Genomic DNA, 16,982 nt, shown 5'->3' with positions numbered 1-16,982 from the left:
CACGGCACATGAGCACCCGACTGATCCACCGTCCCGCCCGGACCACCCGACCCGCCCCCGCGCCCGATCCGCGCGCCATAGAGGCACCGCCCAACCTGCCCGAGGGCAAGGCGGGTTCGATCGCCACCTCGCTGCTGCCGGTGGCCGGCGTCATGTCGTCCGTGGTGATGATGACCGTCGTCCGCAACAGCCAGTTCGCGGGCCTCGGCGCCATCATCCTGGTCGTCACCCTCACCGGCTCGATGGCCCTGGTGTTCTCCCAGCGCGGCAAGGCCCAGCGCACCCGCCGCACCCAGCGCGAGGCGTACCTGGCCTATCTGGAGGACCTGCGCGAGGAACTGTCCAGGGAGGAGCGGGAGCGGCGCGAGCGGGCCCAGGTGCTCAACCCGCCGCCGGACGCCCTCTACGACATCGTGCGCGACCCGGCCCGGCTCTGGGAGCGCCGCCGCCTCGACCCCGACTTCCTGCGGGTGCGCGTCGGCACCGGCGAGATGCCCGTACGGGACCTCAAGGTCGCCCAGCAGGGCTCCTCCGTGCTCACCCCGCCCGACGAGTTCATGCTGAACGAGGCCTCCGCGCTGATGTCCCGTTTCAGCACCGGCACGGAACTCCCGCTCACCGTCCCGCTCGACCGGGTCGGCGACATCAGCGTCATCGGCGCCCGCGAGGACACCCTGCGGGTCGCCCGCGCCCTGCTGGTGCAGGCCGCCGCCACCCACGCCCCCGACGACGTCGCCATGGCGCTCGCCGTGCCCGGGGACCGGCTCGCGGAGTGGGAGTGGGCCAAGTGGCTCCCGCACCTGCTGGACCCCGAGCAGTTCGACGGCCCCGTCGCCGCCCGCCGCATCGCCCCCTCCCTGCCCCAGCTCGCCCGGCAGATCCGCCCCGAACTCGCCCGCCGCGCCTCCTACGCGGCCGAGGTGCGCCGCGGGCTGTCCGGCAAGGACGCGCTCGCCATGTCCTCCCGGCTGCTCGTCGTCGCCGACGGGCACGGCGAGGACGCCGTCGACCTGCCCCGCCCCGACGAGGCCGTCGGCCTGCGCGACATGGGCGTCACCGTGCTGCACCTGCTCGACCGCCGGGTGCAGGAGCCCGGCCACGTCGGCGTGCGGATCACCGTCGAGGGCGAACGCGTGGTCATCGAGGACCTGCGCGAGACCGAACCGATCGGCGCCCACGGCACCGTCGACGAGGTCGGCGTGCCCTTCGCCGAGGGCCTCGCCCGGATGCTCGCCCCGATGCGGCTCTCCGCCGACTCCATGGGCGCCGACGCCCCCCTGTCCGGACCCGTCGACTTCGCCGACCTGCTCGGCATCGACGACGTGGCCCGCCTCGACCTCGACCGGCTGTGGGCGCCGCGCGGCGAACGCGCCTTCCTGCGCGTCCCGATCGGCGTCAACGACTCCCGCGAACCGGTCCTGCTCGACCTGAAGGAGTCCTCCGAACTCGGCATGGGCCCGCACGGCCTGTGCGTCGGCGCCACCGGCTCCGGCAAGTCCGAACTCCTGCGCACACTCGTCCTCGCGCTGGTCGCCACCCACCCGCCGGAGGACCTCGCCCTCGTCCTCGTCGACTACAAGGGCGGCGCCACCTTCGCGCCCTTCGCCGAACTCCCGCACGTCGCCGGCGTCATCACCAACCTGGAGAACCAGGCCGGCCTCGTGGAGCGGGTCCACGCCTCCCTGGCCGGCGAGGTCAAGCGCCGTCAGCAGGTCCTCAAGGACGCCGGGAACGTCGCCGACATCGGCCACTACGCCGCCCTGCGCGCCGAGAAGCGGCCCGATCTCGACCCGCTGCCCCACCTGTTCGTCGTCATCGACGAGTTCGGCGAACTCCTCACCGCCAAGCCCGACTTCATCGACCTCTTCCTCTCCATCGGCCGCATCGGCCGCTCCATCGGCGTCCACCTGCTGCTGTCCAGCCAGCGCATCGAGGGCGGCAAGCTCAAGGGCCTGGACACCTACCTGTCCTACCGCCTCGGCCTGCGCACCTTCTCCGCCGACGAGTCGCGCACGGTCCTGGACACCACCGACGCCTTCCACAACCTGCCCCCGCTGCCCGGCTTCGGCTACCTCAAGGTCGACACCAGCCACTACGAGCGGTTCAAGGCCAGCTACGTCTCCGGCGCCTACCGGGGCCCCGTGCAGCGCGAGGCCGAGGAGGACACCGGGCCGCTCGCCCTCGCCTACGAGGCGTACAACACGCTCGGCCAGGACGAGACCGGCGGGCCCGAGGAACCGCAGATGCGGCGCCGGGAGACCGGCCCGACCGAGATGGGCGTCCTCGTCGGACAGATCGAGGAGTCCGGCAGCGCCCCCGTCCGCCAGATCTGGCTCCCCCCGCTGCCCGAGGCGATCGCCCTCGACAAGGTCGCCGGACCCGTCGAGGTCGGCGCCCGTGGGATGCAGCTCGCCAAGCGGCGCGGCCCGCTCCGGGTCCCCATGGGCCTCCTGGACGACCCCACCAAGCAGTGGCAGGGCCAGTGGTACTTCGACCTCACCGTCGCCGGCGGCCACGCCGCCGTCATCGGCGGCCCCCAGTCCGGCAAGACCACCCTGCTGCGCACCCTCGCCCTGTCCCTCGCGCTCACCCACACCCCGCAGGAGGTCGGCGTCTACGGACTCGACCTCGTCGGCGGCGGCCTCCAGGCCCTGGCCGGACTGCCGCACGTGGGCGGCGTCGCCGGCCGCGCCGACCGCGAACGCGCCGCCCGCACCATCGACTCGGTGCGCGCCATGCTCGACCAGCGCGAGGAACTCTTCCGCGTCCACAACATCGACTCCCTCGAACAGCTCCGCGACCTGCGCGCCGCCGGCCGGCTGCCCGAACTCGCCTCCACCGAGATCGTGCTGCTCATCGACGGCTTCGGCGCCCTGCGCGACGACTTCGAGCAGCTCGACGACGCCGTCGTCGACATCCTCAAGCGCGGCGGCGGCTACGGCATCCACGTCGTCGCCGGCATGCTCCGCTGGAACGACGTCCGCATCGCCACCCAGTCCCAGTTCGGCACCCGCATCGAACTGCGCCTGAACGACCCGAGCGAGTCCAGTGTCGACCGCAAGCTCGCCGAGACCCTCGCCCCCGGTGAGAAGGGCCGCGTCCTCACCGACGGCAAGCTGTTCGCCCAGGTCGCGCTGCCCCGCACCGACGGCCTCGCCGACACCGGCGACCTCGGCGCCGTCCTGGAACGCACCGCCCGCGGCATCCGCGCCACCTGGACGGGCGAGGTCGCCCAGCCCGTCCGCGTCCTGCCGCACGTCCTGGAGCCGCGGCAACTGCCCGGCCCCGCCGCCGAACCGCACCGGGTGCCCATCGGCCTGGACCAGAACAGGCTCGCCCCCGTCATGCTCGACCTGTTCGCACGCGATCAGCACCTGATCGTCATGGGCGACAGCGAGTGCGGCAAGACCAACCTGCTCAAGGTGATCGCCCAGGGCCTCATCGAGCGCCACAGCGACGAGGAACTCGTCTTCGGCGTCTTCGACCCCCGGCGCGGACTGCGCGGCGCGATCCCCGAGGAGTACCGGGGCGGCTACGCCTACAACGCCAAGCTCGCCGGGGGCCTCGCCGCCGGGATCGCCGGCGAACTGGAGAAGCGGCTGCCCGACGAGAGCGCCGACACCGAGGACCTGGAACCCGGGAGCTGGGGCGCGGGCCCCCGCATCGTCATCCTCGTCGACGACTACGACGTCCTCACCACCGCCGGACAGCAGCCGCTCGCCCCGTTCCTGCCCTACATCCCCTCCGCCGTCGACATCGGCCTGCACTTCGTGCTCACCCGACGGGTCGCCGGCGCCTCGCGCGGGCTGTACGAGCCGCTGCTCCAGGGGCTGCGGGAGTCCGGCGCGAGCGCGCTGGTGATGGCGGGCGACCGCGGCGAGGGCCAGCTCTTCTCCGGGGTCTACGCCTCCCAGCAGCCCTCCGGCCGCGGCACCCTGATCCGCCGCGGACAGCCCAACCGACTCATCCAGACGGTCTACACCGGAACGGACTGACCGGTGTCCACGACGGGACGACACCACAGCCGCACGGCACCCGCGACCCGGGTGCCCACCGCCGACGCGACGAAGGGCCTGCCCACCTCATGACCAAGGACGTCATCGCCCTCACCCGGAAGATGCCCGACCCGCTGAGCGTCCTGGCCGGGCTGCTCTCCGGTGGCCCGGACAAACTGGTCGGCGCCGAGGGCGACGGCGCGGTCGTGCAGCTCTGCGACGAGCAGGGCCGCCCGCTGGTCTCCGTCGAGGCCCCGCTCCTCGTCCAGGTCCGGGGCGAGGCCCAGCGGCTGCTCGACGCGACCGAGCCCGAGGTCCCCTACTGGTGGACGGAGGCCCGCGCCACCACCGGCGTGCGGGAGGCCGAACAGCTCGCGGGCACCTTCGCCGCGCGCCTGGCCAGTGTGGTCGGCGGCACCGCCTGGCCGCGCGAGGCGGCCACCTCGCTGGCCGTGGTGAAGACCGAGGGGGTCAGCGCCGTGCCCACCCCGGCCGCCGCCCAGCCGGCCGTCGACGTGCTCACCGACAAGGTCGCCGTCGTCATCCAGGACCGCCCCGTCGTCGCCATGACGGCCTGGCTCTCCGACGCCCTGCGCGCGGCGGCCGCCGCCGAACTCGGCCTGCAGATCGTCACCCCGGCCGGCACCCGGCTCTCGCCCGCCGTCCGCAACAACCTGCCCGGCTGGCCCTCGCGGTGGGTCGTTCAGGACGAGAAGGACGGCTACTACGACGGCCTCTCCGGTGCCGTACTGGAGTGGAAGAACGGCCTGTTCGTCACCGTGGAGTCCCCGGAGGCCACCCCGCGCGACCCGCGCACCCCGGTCGCCGGCACCTTCGCGGCGGACACCGCCGACACCGGCGAACGCCAACTGGCCATCTCCTTCCGGGCGATCCACCCCGCCGACGACCGCCTCGTCCTCGGCGGCGCCGTGGAGTCCGTCTGGCAGGCGATCACCGGCGAGTCCCCGGCCGGCTGGGGCACCGAGGAACCGGCCAACCTGCCCTGGAGCCTGCGCCAGTTGACCGACGTGGCCCACGAGCGCTCGCCCGCCCCGACCTGGCTGGTCGTCGTCGGCACCCCCGAGCGTCCGGCGCTGGCCACGGTGCGGATCAGCCGGACGACCGGCGGTGTGGAGGAGGACGTCACCCTGGCCTTCGGCTACGGACCGGGGGAGGAGGTCCCGGTGGACGCCGTGCCGAAGGCGGCCGAGGTGCTGGCCACCCGGCACGACCTGCAGTCGATGCTGGCCCAGATCCGCCGCGCCCGCCGCGACCTCTCGGTCCCGCCCCGCTTCGAGGGCCCCGGCGTCCCCCTGGCCTTCGCCCTGGGCGCGGAGGAGGTCCGCACGATGCCGGGAGACCGCGCCCGCAACACCCCGCTGCGCGAGAAGCCCGTGGAACTGGGCCCGAGGACCCGCCCCTCCCTCTACTACCCCCTCCCGGGCGACCCCTCGGACCTCTCCGCCTGGCAGGACTTCGAACGCCTGATGCGGCACCTGAAGGGGGCGTAGGGGGGCGGGAGCAGCGACGACAACGGGCGCCCCACGTCCGTGAGGCGCCCGGCCATCGCTCCGCGCGTGCCGCCTACGCGTTCTGCGGTGCCTTCTCCCGCGGTTCCGCCGGGGAGGAGGCACGGCGGCGCGCCTCGCTCGCCGGGTCCTTGCGGAAGGCCCAGGCCAGCTCGGGTTCCATGACGGAGCGGAAGACCCGCCGCACCGGCGGGGTGCACAGCACGGTGATCACGGCCGCCGCCACCGCCGTGGCCGCCATCTCGCCCCACACCTGCTGGGCCCACGCGTGGTCGTACCAGCCCCAGAAGCGCGAGCCCTTCGCGAGGAACCCGTGCAGCAGGTACCCGTACAGGGTCCCGGCGCCCAGCACCGTGAACCACATCCTCCGGCCCGGCACCCAGGCGAAGAAGCACCCGGTGAGCACCATCGAGCAGCCGAACAGGGCGAGCGTCATGACCACCCCGGCCCACCAGGGGGCGCCCAGCTCCTGCGCGCTGTCCCGGTGGTAGAACCAGGCCGAGTTCATGCGCGGCCCGGCCCAGTAGGCGAGCGCGAGCGCGGCCGCGAACACCGGCAGGGACAGCACCCGCGCGGTGCGGCCGCGCAGCCGCCGGAAGTGCTCGGGCTTCATGAACAGGCCGACGACGAAGAACGGCAGGAACTGCAGCACCCGCTGCAGGTCGAGGTCGTCGCCGATGTCGGGGGAGACGGCGGCGAGGCAGGCGATGACCAGCGCCAGGGGCACCGGATGGCGGACGACCTTCCACAGCGGAGTGGTCAGCCGCCACACGAAGAGCGCGATGAGGAACCAGGTCAGGTACCAGGGGTCCAGCAGACTGATCGGATGCCCGGGATCGTCGTCGGCCCACCTCTTGAACAGGGAGTAGGCCACCTCGAAGACGGCGTACGGCACGGCCACGCCGGTGATCAGGCGCTTGAGCCGGTCGGGCCGCATGTCGAAGCTGCGGGAGAAGTAGCCGGAGATGAGGATGAAGGCCGGCATGTGGAAGGTGTAGACGACCATGTAGAGCGCCTCGGCGGCGCGGCTGTGGTCGGTCAGCGGCTCCCAGGCGTGGCCCATGGCGACGAGGACGATCGCCAGGTACTTCGCGTTGTCGAAGAACGCGTCACGCTGTTTGGCCGGGCGGGGGGCGGGGGACCCGGAGGACTCCTCCGCGGGGGAGGAGCCGGACCGCCCTCGCGGGCCGGGGGGCGAGGGCACCCCGTCCGCGGTCGGCCGGGCCGGGGGGAGCGGGGCGCGGGAGTCGGAACCGTGCGGTCGCAGCGAGTTGGTCACCGGACCCCCCACCGAGCGGGCGGCGGGAGCAACCGGGACCTCGCTGCGCATACGGGGGACGAGGCAGCGGAGAACATTTGAGGCACCCTAGCGCTGTCTGCGGGGCTTCGTAAAACCCCTGAGGCCAATCCTGGTTATCACCCCCGAGTACCCCCGATTCACGGGAACGTGCCCGCGCGGAGCGCGTGTTCTGAGCCACATCCGGGGTAGCCGAGTCGTATGTCCGACCCTCATCAATTGCCATACCGTATGCGGGCGTTGTGTCCTGATTCAGCATGATGAATCAGGACGAAAGAGCCTCAAAGGGGGCGCGCGAAGGGTGCCCGGTTCCCGAGGTGTGTCCCGGTGTGCGCTCTCGGTGCCCGCATGCTTCCTTCGCATTCGTCACCGCACCCCCGTGCAATTCGAATTGCCCGCGCACGAGATGTGTGGACATGGAAACGATCCGCGGGAATTACCTCACCGGCGACGGCTCGAATTCACGTGCGAAACAAGCCCGTTGAGCGGCGCACACACGCGCGCGCACCCGTTCCGCACGCGCCCCGACGGACGCGAGTGCACGACGATGCCTCACGCGCCGCATACGGAGGGCCTGTTGGTGGCACGATGGTTCTGGCGGGGGCGCACCGGGTTGGCGTCCCGGGCCGGTAGTGCGGGACCGACCGAGGGTGTGATCTGTTGTGGCCATTTCGCTGTCAGTGGTGCTGCTGTTGGCGATCATCCTTGTGGTGATGGTGCGAGGAGGCTCCATCAAGGCGGGCCCGGCCATCGTCGCCGTCCTCTTCGGCTTCTTCCTCGCCTCGACCGGCATGGCCCCGTCGATCAACCGCTTCATGAACTCGGTGGCCGACATGATCAACTCGATCACCTTCTGACCCCGCGCCGGCTCCCACGCACGACGACGGCCCCCGGCCCCGCCCCGCACCCCGAAGGGATACGGAACCGGACCGAGGGCCGCACTGGAGCGGGCGACGGGAATCGAACCCGCGTAGCTAGTTTGGAAGACTAGGGCTCTACCATTGAGCTACGCCCGCACAGCCGGGCCGCAGGTCAGTGACCGCGGCACCGCACGCATCGTAGCGGGTGGCCCACCGACTAGGCCAACCCGTACGCCTCCGCGCGCCCCTCGGAAGGGCCCCGAGAGGCCCGGCGGACAATGCGGTCGGCGCACCGCGCCCGGGCATGTACCCTACGTGTCGCACCAGACGGGGTGTGGCGCAGCTTGGTAGCGCGTCCGCTTTGGGAGCGGAAGGCCGTGGGTTCAAATCCCGCCACCCCGACCACCGGCCCGGCCCGCCCGTCACCTCTCCGGCAAGATCGCCTTTGGGGGCGTGCGCAGCCTGCGGTTACTATGCAAGCTGCGCGCCCGTGTGTCCGCACAGTCACGTCTCACCGGACGGACGGCTCGGCTGTCTCAAGGGCGCAAATCCGCTGAGGCCCTGCCCGGTCGTTTCCGAATCTCCGGCAGGCGTGTACAGCAGAACCCGAAGAAGTCAGCCACAAGGAGACCGAACCGTGAAGAGCGCCGTGGAGACCCTGAACCCGACCCGGGTTCGGCTCACTGTTGAGGTGCCCTTCGAGGAGCTCAAGGACAGCCTCGACGCGGCGTACAAGAAGATCAACCAGCAGGTCACGGTGAAGGGCTTCCGCAAGGGCAAGATCCCCGCCCGGGTCATCGACCAGCGGTTCGGCCGCGGTGCGGTCCTGGAGGAGGCCGTCAACGACGCGCTTCCCAAGTTCTACACCGACGCCGTCAACGAGGCCGAGCTGAACCCGCTGGGCCAGCCCGAGGTGGACATCAAGGAGCTCAAGGACAACGAGCTGCTGTCCTTCACCGCCGAGGTGGACATCCGCCCGGCCCTCGAGATCCCGGACTACTCCGGCATCGAGGTCGAGGTGGACGCCATCGAGGTGGCCGACGAGGACGTCGACAAGGCGGTGGAGGAGCTGCGCGAGCGCTTCGCCTCCACCTCCCCGGTCGAGCGCGCCGCCGAGGAGGGTGACGTCGTCACCCTGGACCTCGAGGCCAAGGTCGACGGTGAGGTCCTCGAGGACGGCGTCGCCAAGGACGTCTCCTACACCATCGGCTCGGGCGAGCTGCTCGACGGCATCGACGAGGCGGTGAAGGGCAAGTCCGCCGGCGAGGAGGCCACCTTCACCTCCGAGCTCAAGGGCGGCTCGGCGGCCGGCAAGGAGGCCGAGGTCACCGTCAAGGTGTCCCAGGTCGCCGCGCGCGAGCTGCCGGAGCTGGACGACGAGTTCGCCCAGCTCGCCTCCGAGTTCGACACGCTGGAGGAGCTGCGCGCCGACAGCCGCAAGCGCCTGGTGAACATGAAGGAGTACGACCAGGCCACCCAGGCCCAGGAGCGCGTGCTCGACAAGCTCCTGGAGCTCGTCGAGGTGCCCGTCCCCGAGAAGCTGCTCGAGGACGAGATCAACACCCGCAAGCACAACCTGGAGCACCACCAGCTCGGCCAGATGGGCCTCACCCTCGACAAGTACCTGGAGCTCCAGGAGAAGACCGCCGAGGAGTTCGAGACCGAGACCCGCGAGGCCGCGGTCAAGGGCATCAAGACCCAGTTCGTCCTCGACGAGCTGGTCAACAAGGAGAAGCTCAACGTCAACCAGGAGGAGCTCACCGAGCACCTGGTGCGGCGCGCGGCCGGCTCCGGCATGTCCCCCGACCAGTTCGCCCAGGCGGTCGTCGAGGGCGGCCAGGTCCCGATGCTGGTCGGCGAGGTCGCCCGCGGCAAGGCCCTGGCGGTCGTCGTCGAGGCGGCGACGGTCAAGGACACCAACGGTGAGGTCGTCGACCTGAGCGACGACGAGGACGACGACGAGGCCGCTGAGGCCGCCGAGGGCGCCGAGGCCGTCGAGGCCGCCGCCGACGGCGACGAGAAGGCCGAGGACTCCAAGGAGTCCTGACCTCCTCCCTCCGTACGTCCGGAACGGGCCCCGCGCGCGAGCGCGGGGCCCGTTCCCGTTCCGGGGGGAGCGCCGTGGGTGGTCCCGTACCTGTGCGGCCGCGGGCCGGCGGGCCTCCTCGCGCGGTTCCCCGCGTCCCTGGAGGGCGCGGCCCCGAAGCACCCGGGGCCGGGGGCGGAGCCCCGTGGCGGGGCCCGCACCGCCGGGGCCGTCCCTGCCGTGGGCCCACCGCAAAATCCGCCTCCCCGGCGGAGCGCATGCGCTCACAGCGAACACCCCCTTACGCGGGATTCCCCGGAGGGACCCGCGCGTTAGGGTCCATGAGTACGAGGGCAGGGGAGTCCCCGAATACGGCCGGACGGCCCCGTGCCCCGGCAGAACACGTGAGACGGCCCGGCGCCGTCGTAAGACGAGCAGGTGGATACGTGACGAATCTGATGCCCTCCGCCGCCGGCGAGCCCTCCATCGGTGGTGGCCTCGGTGACCAGGTCTACAACCGGCTGCTCGGCGAGCGGATCATCTTCCTCGGCCAGCCGGTCGACGACGACATTGCCAACAAGATCACCGCACAGTTGCTGCTCCTCGCCGCCGACCCGGAGAAGGACATCAACCTGTACATCAACAGCCCCGGCGGCTCGATCACGGCCGGCATGGCGATCTACGACACCATGCAGTTCATCAAGAACGACGTGGTCACCATCGCCATGGGCCTCGCGGCCTCGATGGGTCAGTTCCTGCTCAGCGCGGGTACGCCGGGCAAGCGCTTCGCCCTGCCGAACGCGGAGATCCTGATCCACCAGCCCTCCGCCGGCCTGGCCGGCTCGGCCTCGGACATCAAGATCCACGCCGAGCGGCTGCTGCACACCAAGAAGCGCATGGCCGAGCTCACCTCGCACCACACCGGCCAGACGGTGGAGCAGATCACCCGCGACTCGGACCGCGACCGCTGGTTCGACGCGTACGAGGCCAAGGAGTACGGCCTCATCGACGACGTCATCACCCACGCAGCCAGCTTGCCGGGCGGCGGAGGCACCGGAGCGGCGTGAAACGGCCCCGTCCGCGCGCACGCCGTGCGTGAGCGCGACGGAGCCCTTCGCGTCACCGCCCCAGCCGACCGCCACAGCCCTTCTCAGGCCCCAGGAGACAACCCGTGAACGACTTCCCCGGCCGCGGCATCTACGACCGCCTGCAGGCCACCCAGGCCCCGCAGGTCGCTCAGGCCGAGTACACCGGCCCCCGCGCCGAGTCCCGTTACGTCATCCCCCGCTTCGTCGAGCGCACCTCCCAGGGCGTGCGCGAGTACGACCCGTACGCGAAGCTGTTCGAGGAGCGCGTGATCTTCCTCGGCGTGCAGATCGACGACGCCTCCGCCAACGACGTCATGGCGCAGCTGCTGTGCCTGGAGTCGATGGACCCCGACCGGGACATCTCGGTCTACATCAACAGCCCCGGCGGCTCCTTCACCGCCCTCACGGCCATCTACGACACGATGCAGTTCGTGAAGCCGGACATCCAGACGGTCTGCATGGGCCAGGCCGCCTCGGCCGCCGCCATCCTGCTGGCCGCCGGAACCCCCGGCAAGCGGATGGCGCTGCCGAACGCCCGCGTGCTGATCCACCAGCCCTACAGCGAGACCGGCCGCGGTCAGGTCTCGGACCTCGAGATCGCCGCCAACGAGATCCTCCGGATGCGCGCCCAGCTCGAGGACCTGCTGGCCAAGCACTCGACCACGCCGATCGAGAAGATCCGCGAGGACATCGAGCGCGACAAGATCCTCACGGCCGAGGAGGCCCTCTCCTACGGCCTGATCGACCAGATCATCTCCACCCGGAAGATGAACAACGACTCGGTCCGCTGAACCCGGACCTCCATCGGAGCTGTAGAGTTCGCCGCCCCTTGGTTCGGTTTGACACGCTGCACGTCAAAGTGAACCGTGCCAAGGGGGGCCCGAACGGGGGCCGCGGCAAGGTACCGTCGGACATAAGGCAGCACCAGGAGTCGCTGGACGTTGACGTCCAGGCGGCTCCCAGGCGAAGGGGAAGCACACCGTGGCACGCATCGGTGACGGCGGCGATCTGCTCAAGTGCTCGTTCTGCGGCAAGAGCCAGAAGCAGGTCAAGAAGCTCATCGCAGGCCCCGGTGTGTACATCTGCGACGAGTGCATCGATCTCTGCAACGAGATCATCGAGGAGGAGCTCGCCGAGACCAGCGAGGTGCGCTGGGAGGAGCTCCCCAAGCCCCGCGAGATCTACGAGTTCCTCGAGGGCTACGTCGTCGGCCAGGAGCCGGCGAAGAAGGCCCTCTCGGTCGCGGTGTACAACCACTACAAGCGCGTCCAGGCCGGCGAGAACGGCGGCGCGCAGGGCCGTGACGACGCGATCGAACTCGCCAAGTCGAACATCCTCCTGCTGGGCCCCACCGGCTCCGGCAAGACCCTGCTGGCCCAGACGCTGGCCCGCATGCTCAACGTCCCCTTCGCCATCGCCGACGCGACGGCGCTGACGGAGGCCGGCTACGTCGGCGAGGACGTCGAGAACATCCTGCTCAAGCTGATCCAGGCGGCCGACTACGACGTCAAGAAGGCCGAGACCGGGATCATCTACATCGACGAGATCGACAAGGTCGCCCGCAAGAGCGAGAACCCGTCGATCACCCGGGACGTCTCCGGCGAGGGCGTGCAGCAGGCCCTGCTGAAGATCCTGGAGGGCACGACCGCCTCCGTCCCGCCGCAGGGCGGACGCAAGCACCCGCACCAGGAGTTCATCCAGATCGACACGACGAACGTCCTGTTCATCGTGGGCGGCGCCTTCGCCGGCCTGGAGAAGATCATCGAGTCCCGGGCGGGCGCCAAGGGCATCGGCTTCGGCGCCACCATCCGCTCCAAGCGGGAGCTGGAGTCCAAGGACCAGTTCCAGGACGTCATGCCCGAGGACCTCGTGAAGTTCGGCATGATCCCGGAGTTCATCGGCCGGCTCCCGGTCATCACCTCGGTGCACAACCTGGACCGCGAGGCCCTGCTGCAGATCCTCGTCGAGCCGCGCAACGCGCTGGTGAAGCAGTACCAGCGGCTGTTCGAACTCGACGGTGTGGAGCTGGACTTCGAGCGCGAGGCGCTGGAGGCCATCGCCGACCAGGCGATCCTGCGCCAGACCGGCGCGCGCGGTCTGCGCGCCATCATGGAGGAGGTCCTCCAGGGCGTGATGTACGAGATCCCGTCCCGCAAGGACGTGGCCCGCGTCGTCATCACCGCCGACGTCGTCCACTCCAACGTCAACCCGACGCTCATCCCGCGGGACGCCCGCGGGCGGGGCCCGGGGGAGCAGAAGTCGGCGTAACCGCACCCCCGTTGAGCAGCGCGCAGCGCACGCGAAAGGGGCGCCCGGCGAATCCGCCGGGCGCCCCTTTCGCGTACCGCGCCTCCGTCAGGCCCTGCCGCGCGTCAGGCCTTGACGCGCGCCTTGTCGCGCAGATCGACGCCGAACGCGGAGATCTCGTCCTGCCCGATGCCCTTCCCCGTCTTGGAGGAGGTCAGGTCGAAACCGTTGACCACGCCGTAGGTGCTGTGGTCGGCCCATACACAGATCGGCATGTCCAGGCTCTGCGCGCCCTCCGTGATGTGCGCCGTCTGACACTTCATCAGGGCACCGTCCAGGCCGCTCGGCTTGACGGATACCGGGCTGCCCTTCCAGGAGACCTTCTCCTTGTCGTCGCCCGTGCTCGAGGACTTGTGGGCGTTGTCGAAGCCCGCGTCGATCGTGGCCTCCGGGTCCTTGATGTCCCCGTAGGCGCCGTTGAACGACATGATCTTGCCGCTGGTGCCCGGACCGGCGGTGTACGTGGCCTTGACCACATGGCCGTTGCGGATGCCGATCGTCTTCAGCTTCTCCGGGTCGCCGGTACCGGTCGGGCCCCCGTCGCTGTCGGTGTTCAGACCGTCCGCCTTGGCGTAGTCGCCGACCTTGGCCGGCGCCACCAGTTTGTGCGCGCCGTCGTCGGCGACCGAGGCACCGCCGCCACCGCTGCCGCCGTCGTCCCCGTTGGCGAGGACGTACGCGCCGACCGCGATCGCGGCGACCACGGCCACCGCGCCGACGATCAGCCCCGTCCGCTTCTTGCCGCCGGCCGGCGCCGGCGGCTGCGGCGGGTACTGCTGCTGACCGTAACCCTGCTGGCCGTACCCCTGCTGCCCGTACCCCGGCTGCTGCGGAGCCTGCTGCTGGCCGTAGGGGTTCGGCTGCTGCTGCGGCACGCCCTGCGGGGCCTGCTGCGGGTAGCCGTAACCGGGCTGGGGCGGGGACTGGGGCGCCTGGGGCTGCTGCCCGTAGCCGGGCTGCGGGGCCTGCGGCGGCTGACCGTAGGGTCCCGGCTGACCGTACGGCCCGGGCTGCTGCGGCTGCCCGCCGTACGGGCCCGGCTGGTTGTGGCTCATCTCTGGGTTCCCCCTCGATTTCCTGTGTGGCTCTGTCATCCTGGCGGAAGCGGCCCGCCGGAGGCACGGCGGAGTCCGCACCGTTACAGAACAAACGCGTTTCGGAACGCGGCGGTGGCACCCCTAAACTGAGCGCGTGACCGAGAACGCTCAGCAGCAGCCCACAGCGCCCAGCACCGAACTGCCGACCCAGTACGCGCCGGCCGAGGTAGAGGGGAAGCTGTACGAGCGCTGGGTCGAGAGGGGTTACTTCGAGGCCGACGCCACGAGCGAGAAGCCGCCGTACACCGTCGTCATCCCCCCGCCGAACGTCACCGGCAGCCTGCACCTGGGCCACGCCTTCGAGCACACGCTCATCGACGCCCTCACGCGCCGCAAGCGCATGCAGGGCTACGAGACGCTGTGGCAGCCGGGCATGGACCACGCCGGCATCGCCACGCAGAACGTGGTCGAGCGCGAGCTCGCCAAGGAGGGCAAGTCCCGCCACGACCTGGGCCGTGAGGCCTTCGTCGAGCGGGTCTGGCAGTGGAAGGCCGAGTCCGGCGGCCAGATCAGCGGCCAGATGCGCCGCCTCGGCGACGGCGTCGCCTGGTCCCGTGAGCGCTTCACCATGGACGAGGGCCTGTCCCAGGCCGTCCAGACGATCTTCAAGCGGCTCTACGACGACGAGCTGATCTACCGCGCCGAACGCATCATCAACTGGTGCCCGCGCTGCCTGACCGCGATCTCCGACATCGAGGTCGACTACCAGGACGACGACGGCGAGCTGGTCTCCATGAAGTACGGGGAGGGGGAGGAGACGATCGTCGTCGCCACCACCCGCGCGGAGACGATGCTCGGCGACACCGCCGTCGCCGTGCACCCCGAGGACGAGCGCTACAAGCACCTCGTCGGCAAGCGGATCAAGCTGCCGCTGACCGACCGCTCCATCCCGGTCGTCGCCGACGAGCACGTCGACCCGGAGTTCGGCACCGGCGCCGTCAAGGTGACCCCGGCCCACGACCCGAACGACTTCGAGATCGGCCGGCGCCACGACCTGCCGTCCCTCACCGTGATGGACGAGCACGCCGTCATCACCGCCCACGGCCCCTTCCAGGGCCTGGACCGGCTCGAGGCCCGCTCCGCCATCGTCGCCGCGCTGCGCGCCGAGGGCCGGATCGTCGCCGAGAAGCGCCCCTACGTCCACTCCGTCGGTCACTGCTCGCGCTGCAGGACCACCATCGAGCCGCGCCTGTCCATGCAGTGGTGGGTCAAGGTCGGCCCGCTCGCCAAGGCCGCCGGTGACGCGGTCCGCGACGGCCGCGTCAAGATCCACCCGCAGGAGATGGAGAAGCGCTACTTCGACTGGGTCGACAACCTCCACGACTGGTGCATCTCGCGGCAGTTGTGGTGGGGCCACCGCATCCCCGTCTGGTACGGGCCGAACGGCGAGGTCGTCTGCGTCGGACCGGACGAGGAGCCGCCGAGCGGCGAGGGCTGGCGGCAGGACTCCGACGTCCTGGACACCTGGTTCTCCTCCGGCCTGTGGCCCTTCTCCACCCTCGGCTGGCCCGAGCAGACCGGGTCGCTCGCGAAGTTCTACCCGAACTCCGTCCTGGTCACCGGCTACGACCTGCTGTTCTTCTGGATCGCCCGGATGATGATGTTCGGTCTCTACGCGATGGACGGCGCCCCGCCGTTCCGCACCATCGCCCTGCACGGCATGGTCCGTGACCAGAACGGCAAGAAGATGTCCAAGTCCTTCGGCAACGTCATCAACCCGCTGGACTGGATGGACAAGTACGGCTCCGACGCGCTCCGCTTCACCCTCGCGCGCGGCGCCAACCCGGGCGTCGACGTCCCGATCGGCGAGGACTGGGTCCAGGGCTCCCGGAACTTCGCCAACAAGATCTGGAACGCCACCCGCTTCGCGCTGATGAACGGCGCGACGGTCCAGGGCCCGCTGCCCGACGCCTCGGAGATGTCCTCGACCGACCGGTGGATCCTCTCCCGCCTGAACTCGGTCGTCGCCGAGGTCGACGCGCACTACGAGGACTACCAGTTCGCCAAGGTCTCCGACGCCCTCTTCCACTTCGCCTGGGACGAGGTCTTCGACTGGTACGTGGAACTGTCCAAGACCACCTTCCAGGCCGGCGGCGAGGCCGCGAAGGTCTCCGGGCGGGTCCTCGGCGAGGTCCTCGACGTCACCCTCCGCCTGCTGCACCCGATCGTCCCGTTCGTCACCGAGACGCTCTGGACCACCCTCACCGGCGGCGAGTCGGTCGTCATCGCCCAGTGGCCCGAGGACAGTGGCTTCCGGGACGCGGCGGCCGAGCGCGAGATCGAGACGCTCCAGCAGGTCATCACCGAGGTCCGCCGCTTCCGCGCCGACCAGGGCCTGCAGCCCGGACAGCGGGTCCCCGCCCGGCTCACCCTCGACGGCACGGCCCTCGCCCCGCACGAGGCCGCCATCCGCCAGCTCCTGCGGCTGACCCCGCAGGGCGAGTCCTTCACCGCGACGGCGACGCTCCCGGTCTCCGGCGCCGAGGTCGCCCTCGACCTCTCCGGGACGATCGACGTGGCGGCCGAGCGCAAGCGGCTCGCCAAGGACCTCGCGGGCGCCGAGAAGGAGAAGGCGCAGGCGACGGCCAAGCTGGGCAACGAAGCCTTCCTCGCCAAGGCCCCCGAGCCGGTGGTCGACAAGATCCGCGGCCGCCTGGCCAAGGCGGAGGAGGACATCACCCGCCTGCGGGCCCAGCTGGACAAGCTGCCCCAGGCCTGACCCGCCGAACGAGGGACGCGGCCCCGGAGTCATCACGGCTCCGGGGCCGCGCTCCGTCAGGGGT

General features: G+C 70.9%; 10 protein-coding genes and 2 tRNA genes. 9 read left to right on the top strand and 3 right to left on the bottom strand.

Annotated elements, in window-relative coordinates:
• Nucleotides 1–8: 8 nt before the first annotated feature.
• Together eccCa and OHB09_RS10680 are read left to right on the top strand one after the other, a co-directional pair.
• The gene (gene eccCa / locus OHB09_RS10685) at nucleotides 9–3,995 is read left to right on the top strand and encodes a type VII secretion protein EccCa (RefSeq protein WP_167793697.1); all 3,987 of its coding nucleotides are present in this window, start codon (nucleotides 9–11) and stop codon (nucleotides 3,993–3,995) included.
• Nucleotides 3,996–4,084: 89 nt separating this feature from the next.
• Complete coding sequence (locus tag OHB09_RS10680) at nucleotides 4,085–5,506, top strand: DUF6177 family protein (protein WP_006137344.1); 1,422 nt, start codon at nucleotides 4,085–4,087, stop codon at nucleotides 5,504–5,506.
• Nucleotides 5,507–5,579: 73 nt separating this feature from the next.
• On the opposite strand, the gene OHB09_RS10675 is transcribed toward OHB09_RS10680, so the two are convergent.
• Nucleotides 5,580–6,803 (bottom strand): acyltransferase family protein, encoded by a 1,224-nt coding sequence (locus OHB09_RS10675; RefSeq protein ID WP_006137346.1) that lies wholly within the window; start codon nucleotides 6,801–6,803, stop codon nucleotides 5,580–5,582.
• A gap of 680 nt (nucleotides 6,804–7,483) precedes the next feature.
• On the opposite strand from OHB09_RS10675, the gene OHB09_RS10670 reads away from it, so the two are divergent.
• Complete coding sequence (locus tag OHB09_RS10670) at nucleotides 7,484–7,678, top strand: hypothetical protein (RefSeq protein WP_006137348.1); 195 nt, start codon at nucleotides 7,484–7,486, stop codon at nucleotides 7,676–7,678.
• Between the two features lie 85 nt (nucleotides 7,679–7,763).
• Here the strand turns inward: OHB09_RS10670 and OHB09_RS10665 are convergent.
• A tRNA-Gly gene (locus tag OHB09_RS10665) sits at nucleotides 7,764–7,837 on the bottom strand.
• A gap of 172 nt (nucleotides 7,838–8,009) precedes the next feature.
• Between OHB09_RS10665 and OHB09_RS10660 the strand changes: the two genes are divergently transcribed.
• The 5 genes from OHB09_RS10660 (at nucleotide 8,010) to clpX (ending at nucleotide 13,063) form a co-directional block, all read left to right on the top strand.
• Nucleotides 8,010–8,086 (top strand) — tRNA-Pro (locus OHB09_RS10660).
• 232 nt (nucleotides 8,087–8,318) lie between these two features.
• Complete coding sequence (gene tig / locus OHB09_RS10655; RefSeq protein ID WP_328918979.1) at nucleotides 8,319–9,728, top strand: trigger factor; 1,410 nt, start codon at nucleotides 8,319–8,321, stop codon at nucleotides 9,726–9,728.
• Nucleotides 9,729–10,153: 425 nt separating this feature from the next.
• The gene (locus tag OHB09_RS10650; RefSeq protein WP_006137351.1) at nucleotides 10,154–10,774 is read left to right on the top strand and encodes an ATP-dependent Clp protease proteolytic subunit; all 621 of its coding nucleotides are present in this window, start codon (nucleotides 10,154–10,156) and stop codon (nucleotides 10,772–10,774) included.
• 104 nt (nucleotides 10,775–10,878) lie between these two features.
• Complete coding sequence (locus OHB09_RS10645; protein ID WP_093589359.1) at nucleotides 10,879–11,586, top strand: ATP-dependent Clp protease proteolytic subunit; 708 nt, start codon at nucleotides 10,879–10,881, stop codon at nucleotides 11,584–11,586.
• A gap of 190 nt (nucleotides 11,587–11,776) precedes the next feature.
• Nucleotides 11,777–13,063, top strand: coding sequence for an ATP-dependent Clp protease ATP-binding subunit ClpX (gene clpX, locus OHB09_RS10640; RefSeq protein WP_006137353.1), 1,287 nt, complete (start codon nucleotides 11,777–11,779; stop codon nucleotides 13,061–13,063).
• A 104-nt stretch (nucleotides 13,064–13,167) separates the two neighbouring features.
• On the opposite strand, the gene OHB09_RS10635 is transcribed toward clpX, so the two are convergent.
• A complete protein-coding gene (locus OHB09_RS10635) occupies nucleotides 13,168–14,157 on the bottom strand; it encodes a hypothetical protein (RefSeq protein ID WP_234527307.1) in 990 nt (329 codons plus the stop codon).
• Nucleotides 14,158–14,293: 136 nt separating this feature from the next.
• On the opposite strand from OHB09_RS10635, the gene OHB09_RS10630 reads away from it, so the two are divergent.
• Nucleotides 14,294–16,918 carry a valine--tRNA ligase gene (locus tag OHB09_RS10630; RefSeq protein ID WP_006137358.1) on the top strand — a complete coding sequence of 875 codons (2,625 nt, stop codon included), beginning with the start codon at nucleotides 14,294–14,296 and terminating at the stop codon, nucleotides 16,916–16,918.
• Nucleotides 16,919–16,982: the final 64 nt, after the last annotated feature.

It is taken from the genome of Streptomyces griseoaurantiacus (assembly GCF_036189845.1).
In the GTDB taxonomy this organism is placed as follows: Bacteria; Actinomycetota; Actinomycetes; order Streptomycetales; family Streptomycetaceae; genus Streptomyces; species Streptomyces griseoaurantiacus.
This window is presented reverse-complemented; position numbering and strand designations above follow the sequence as displayed.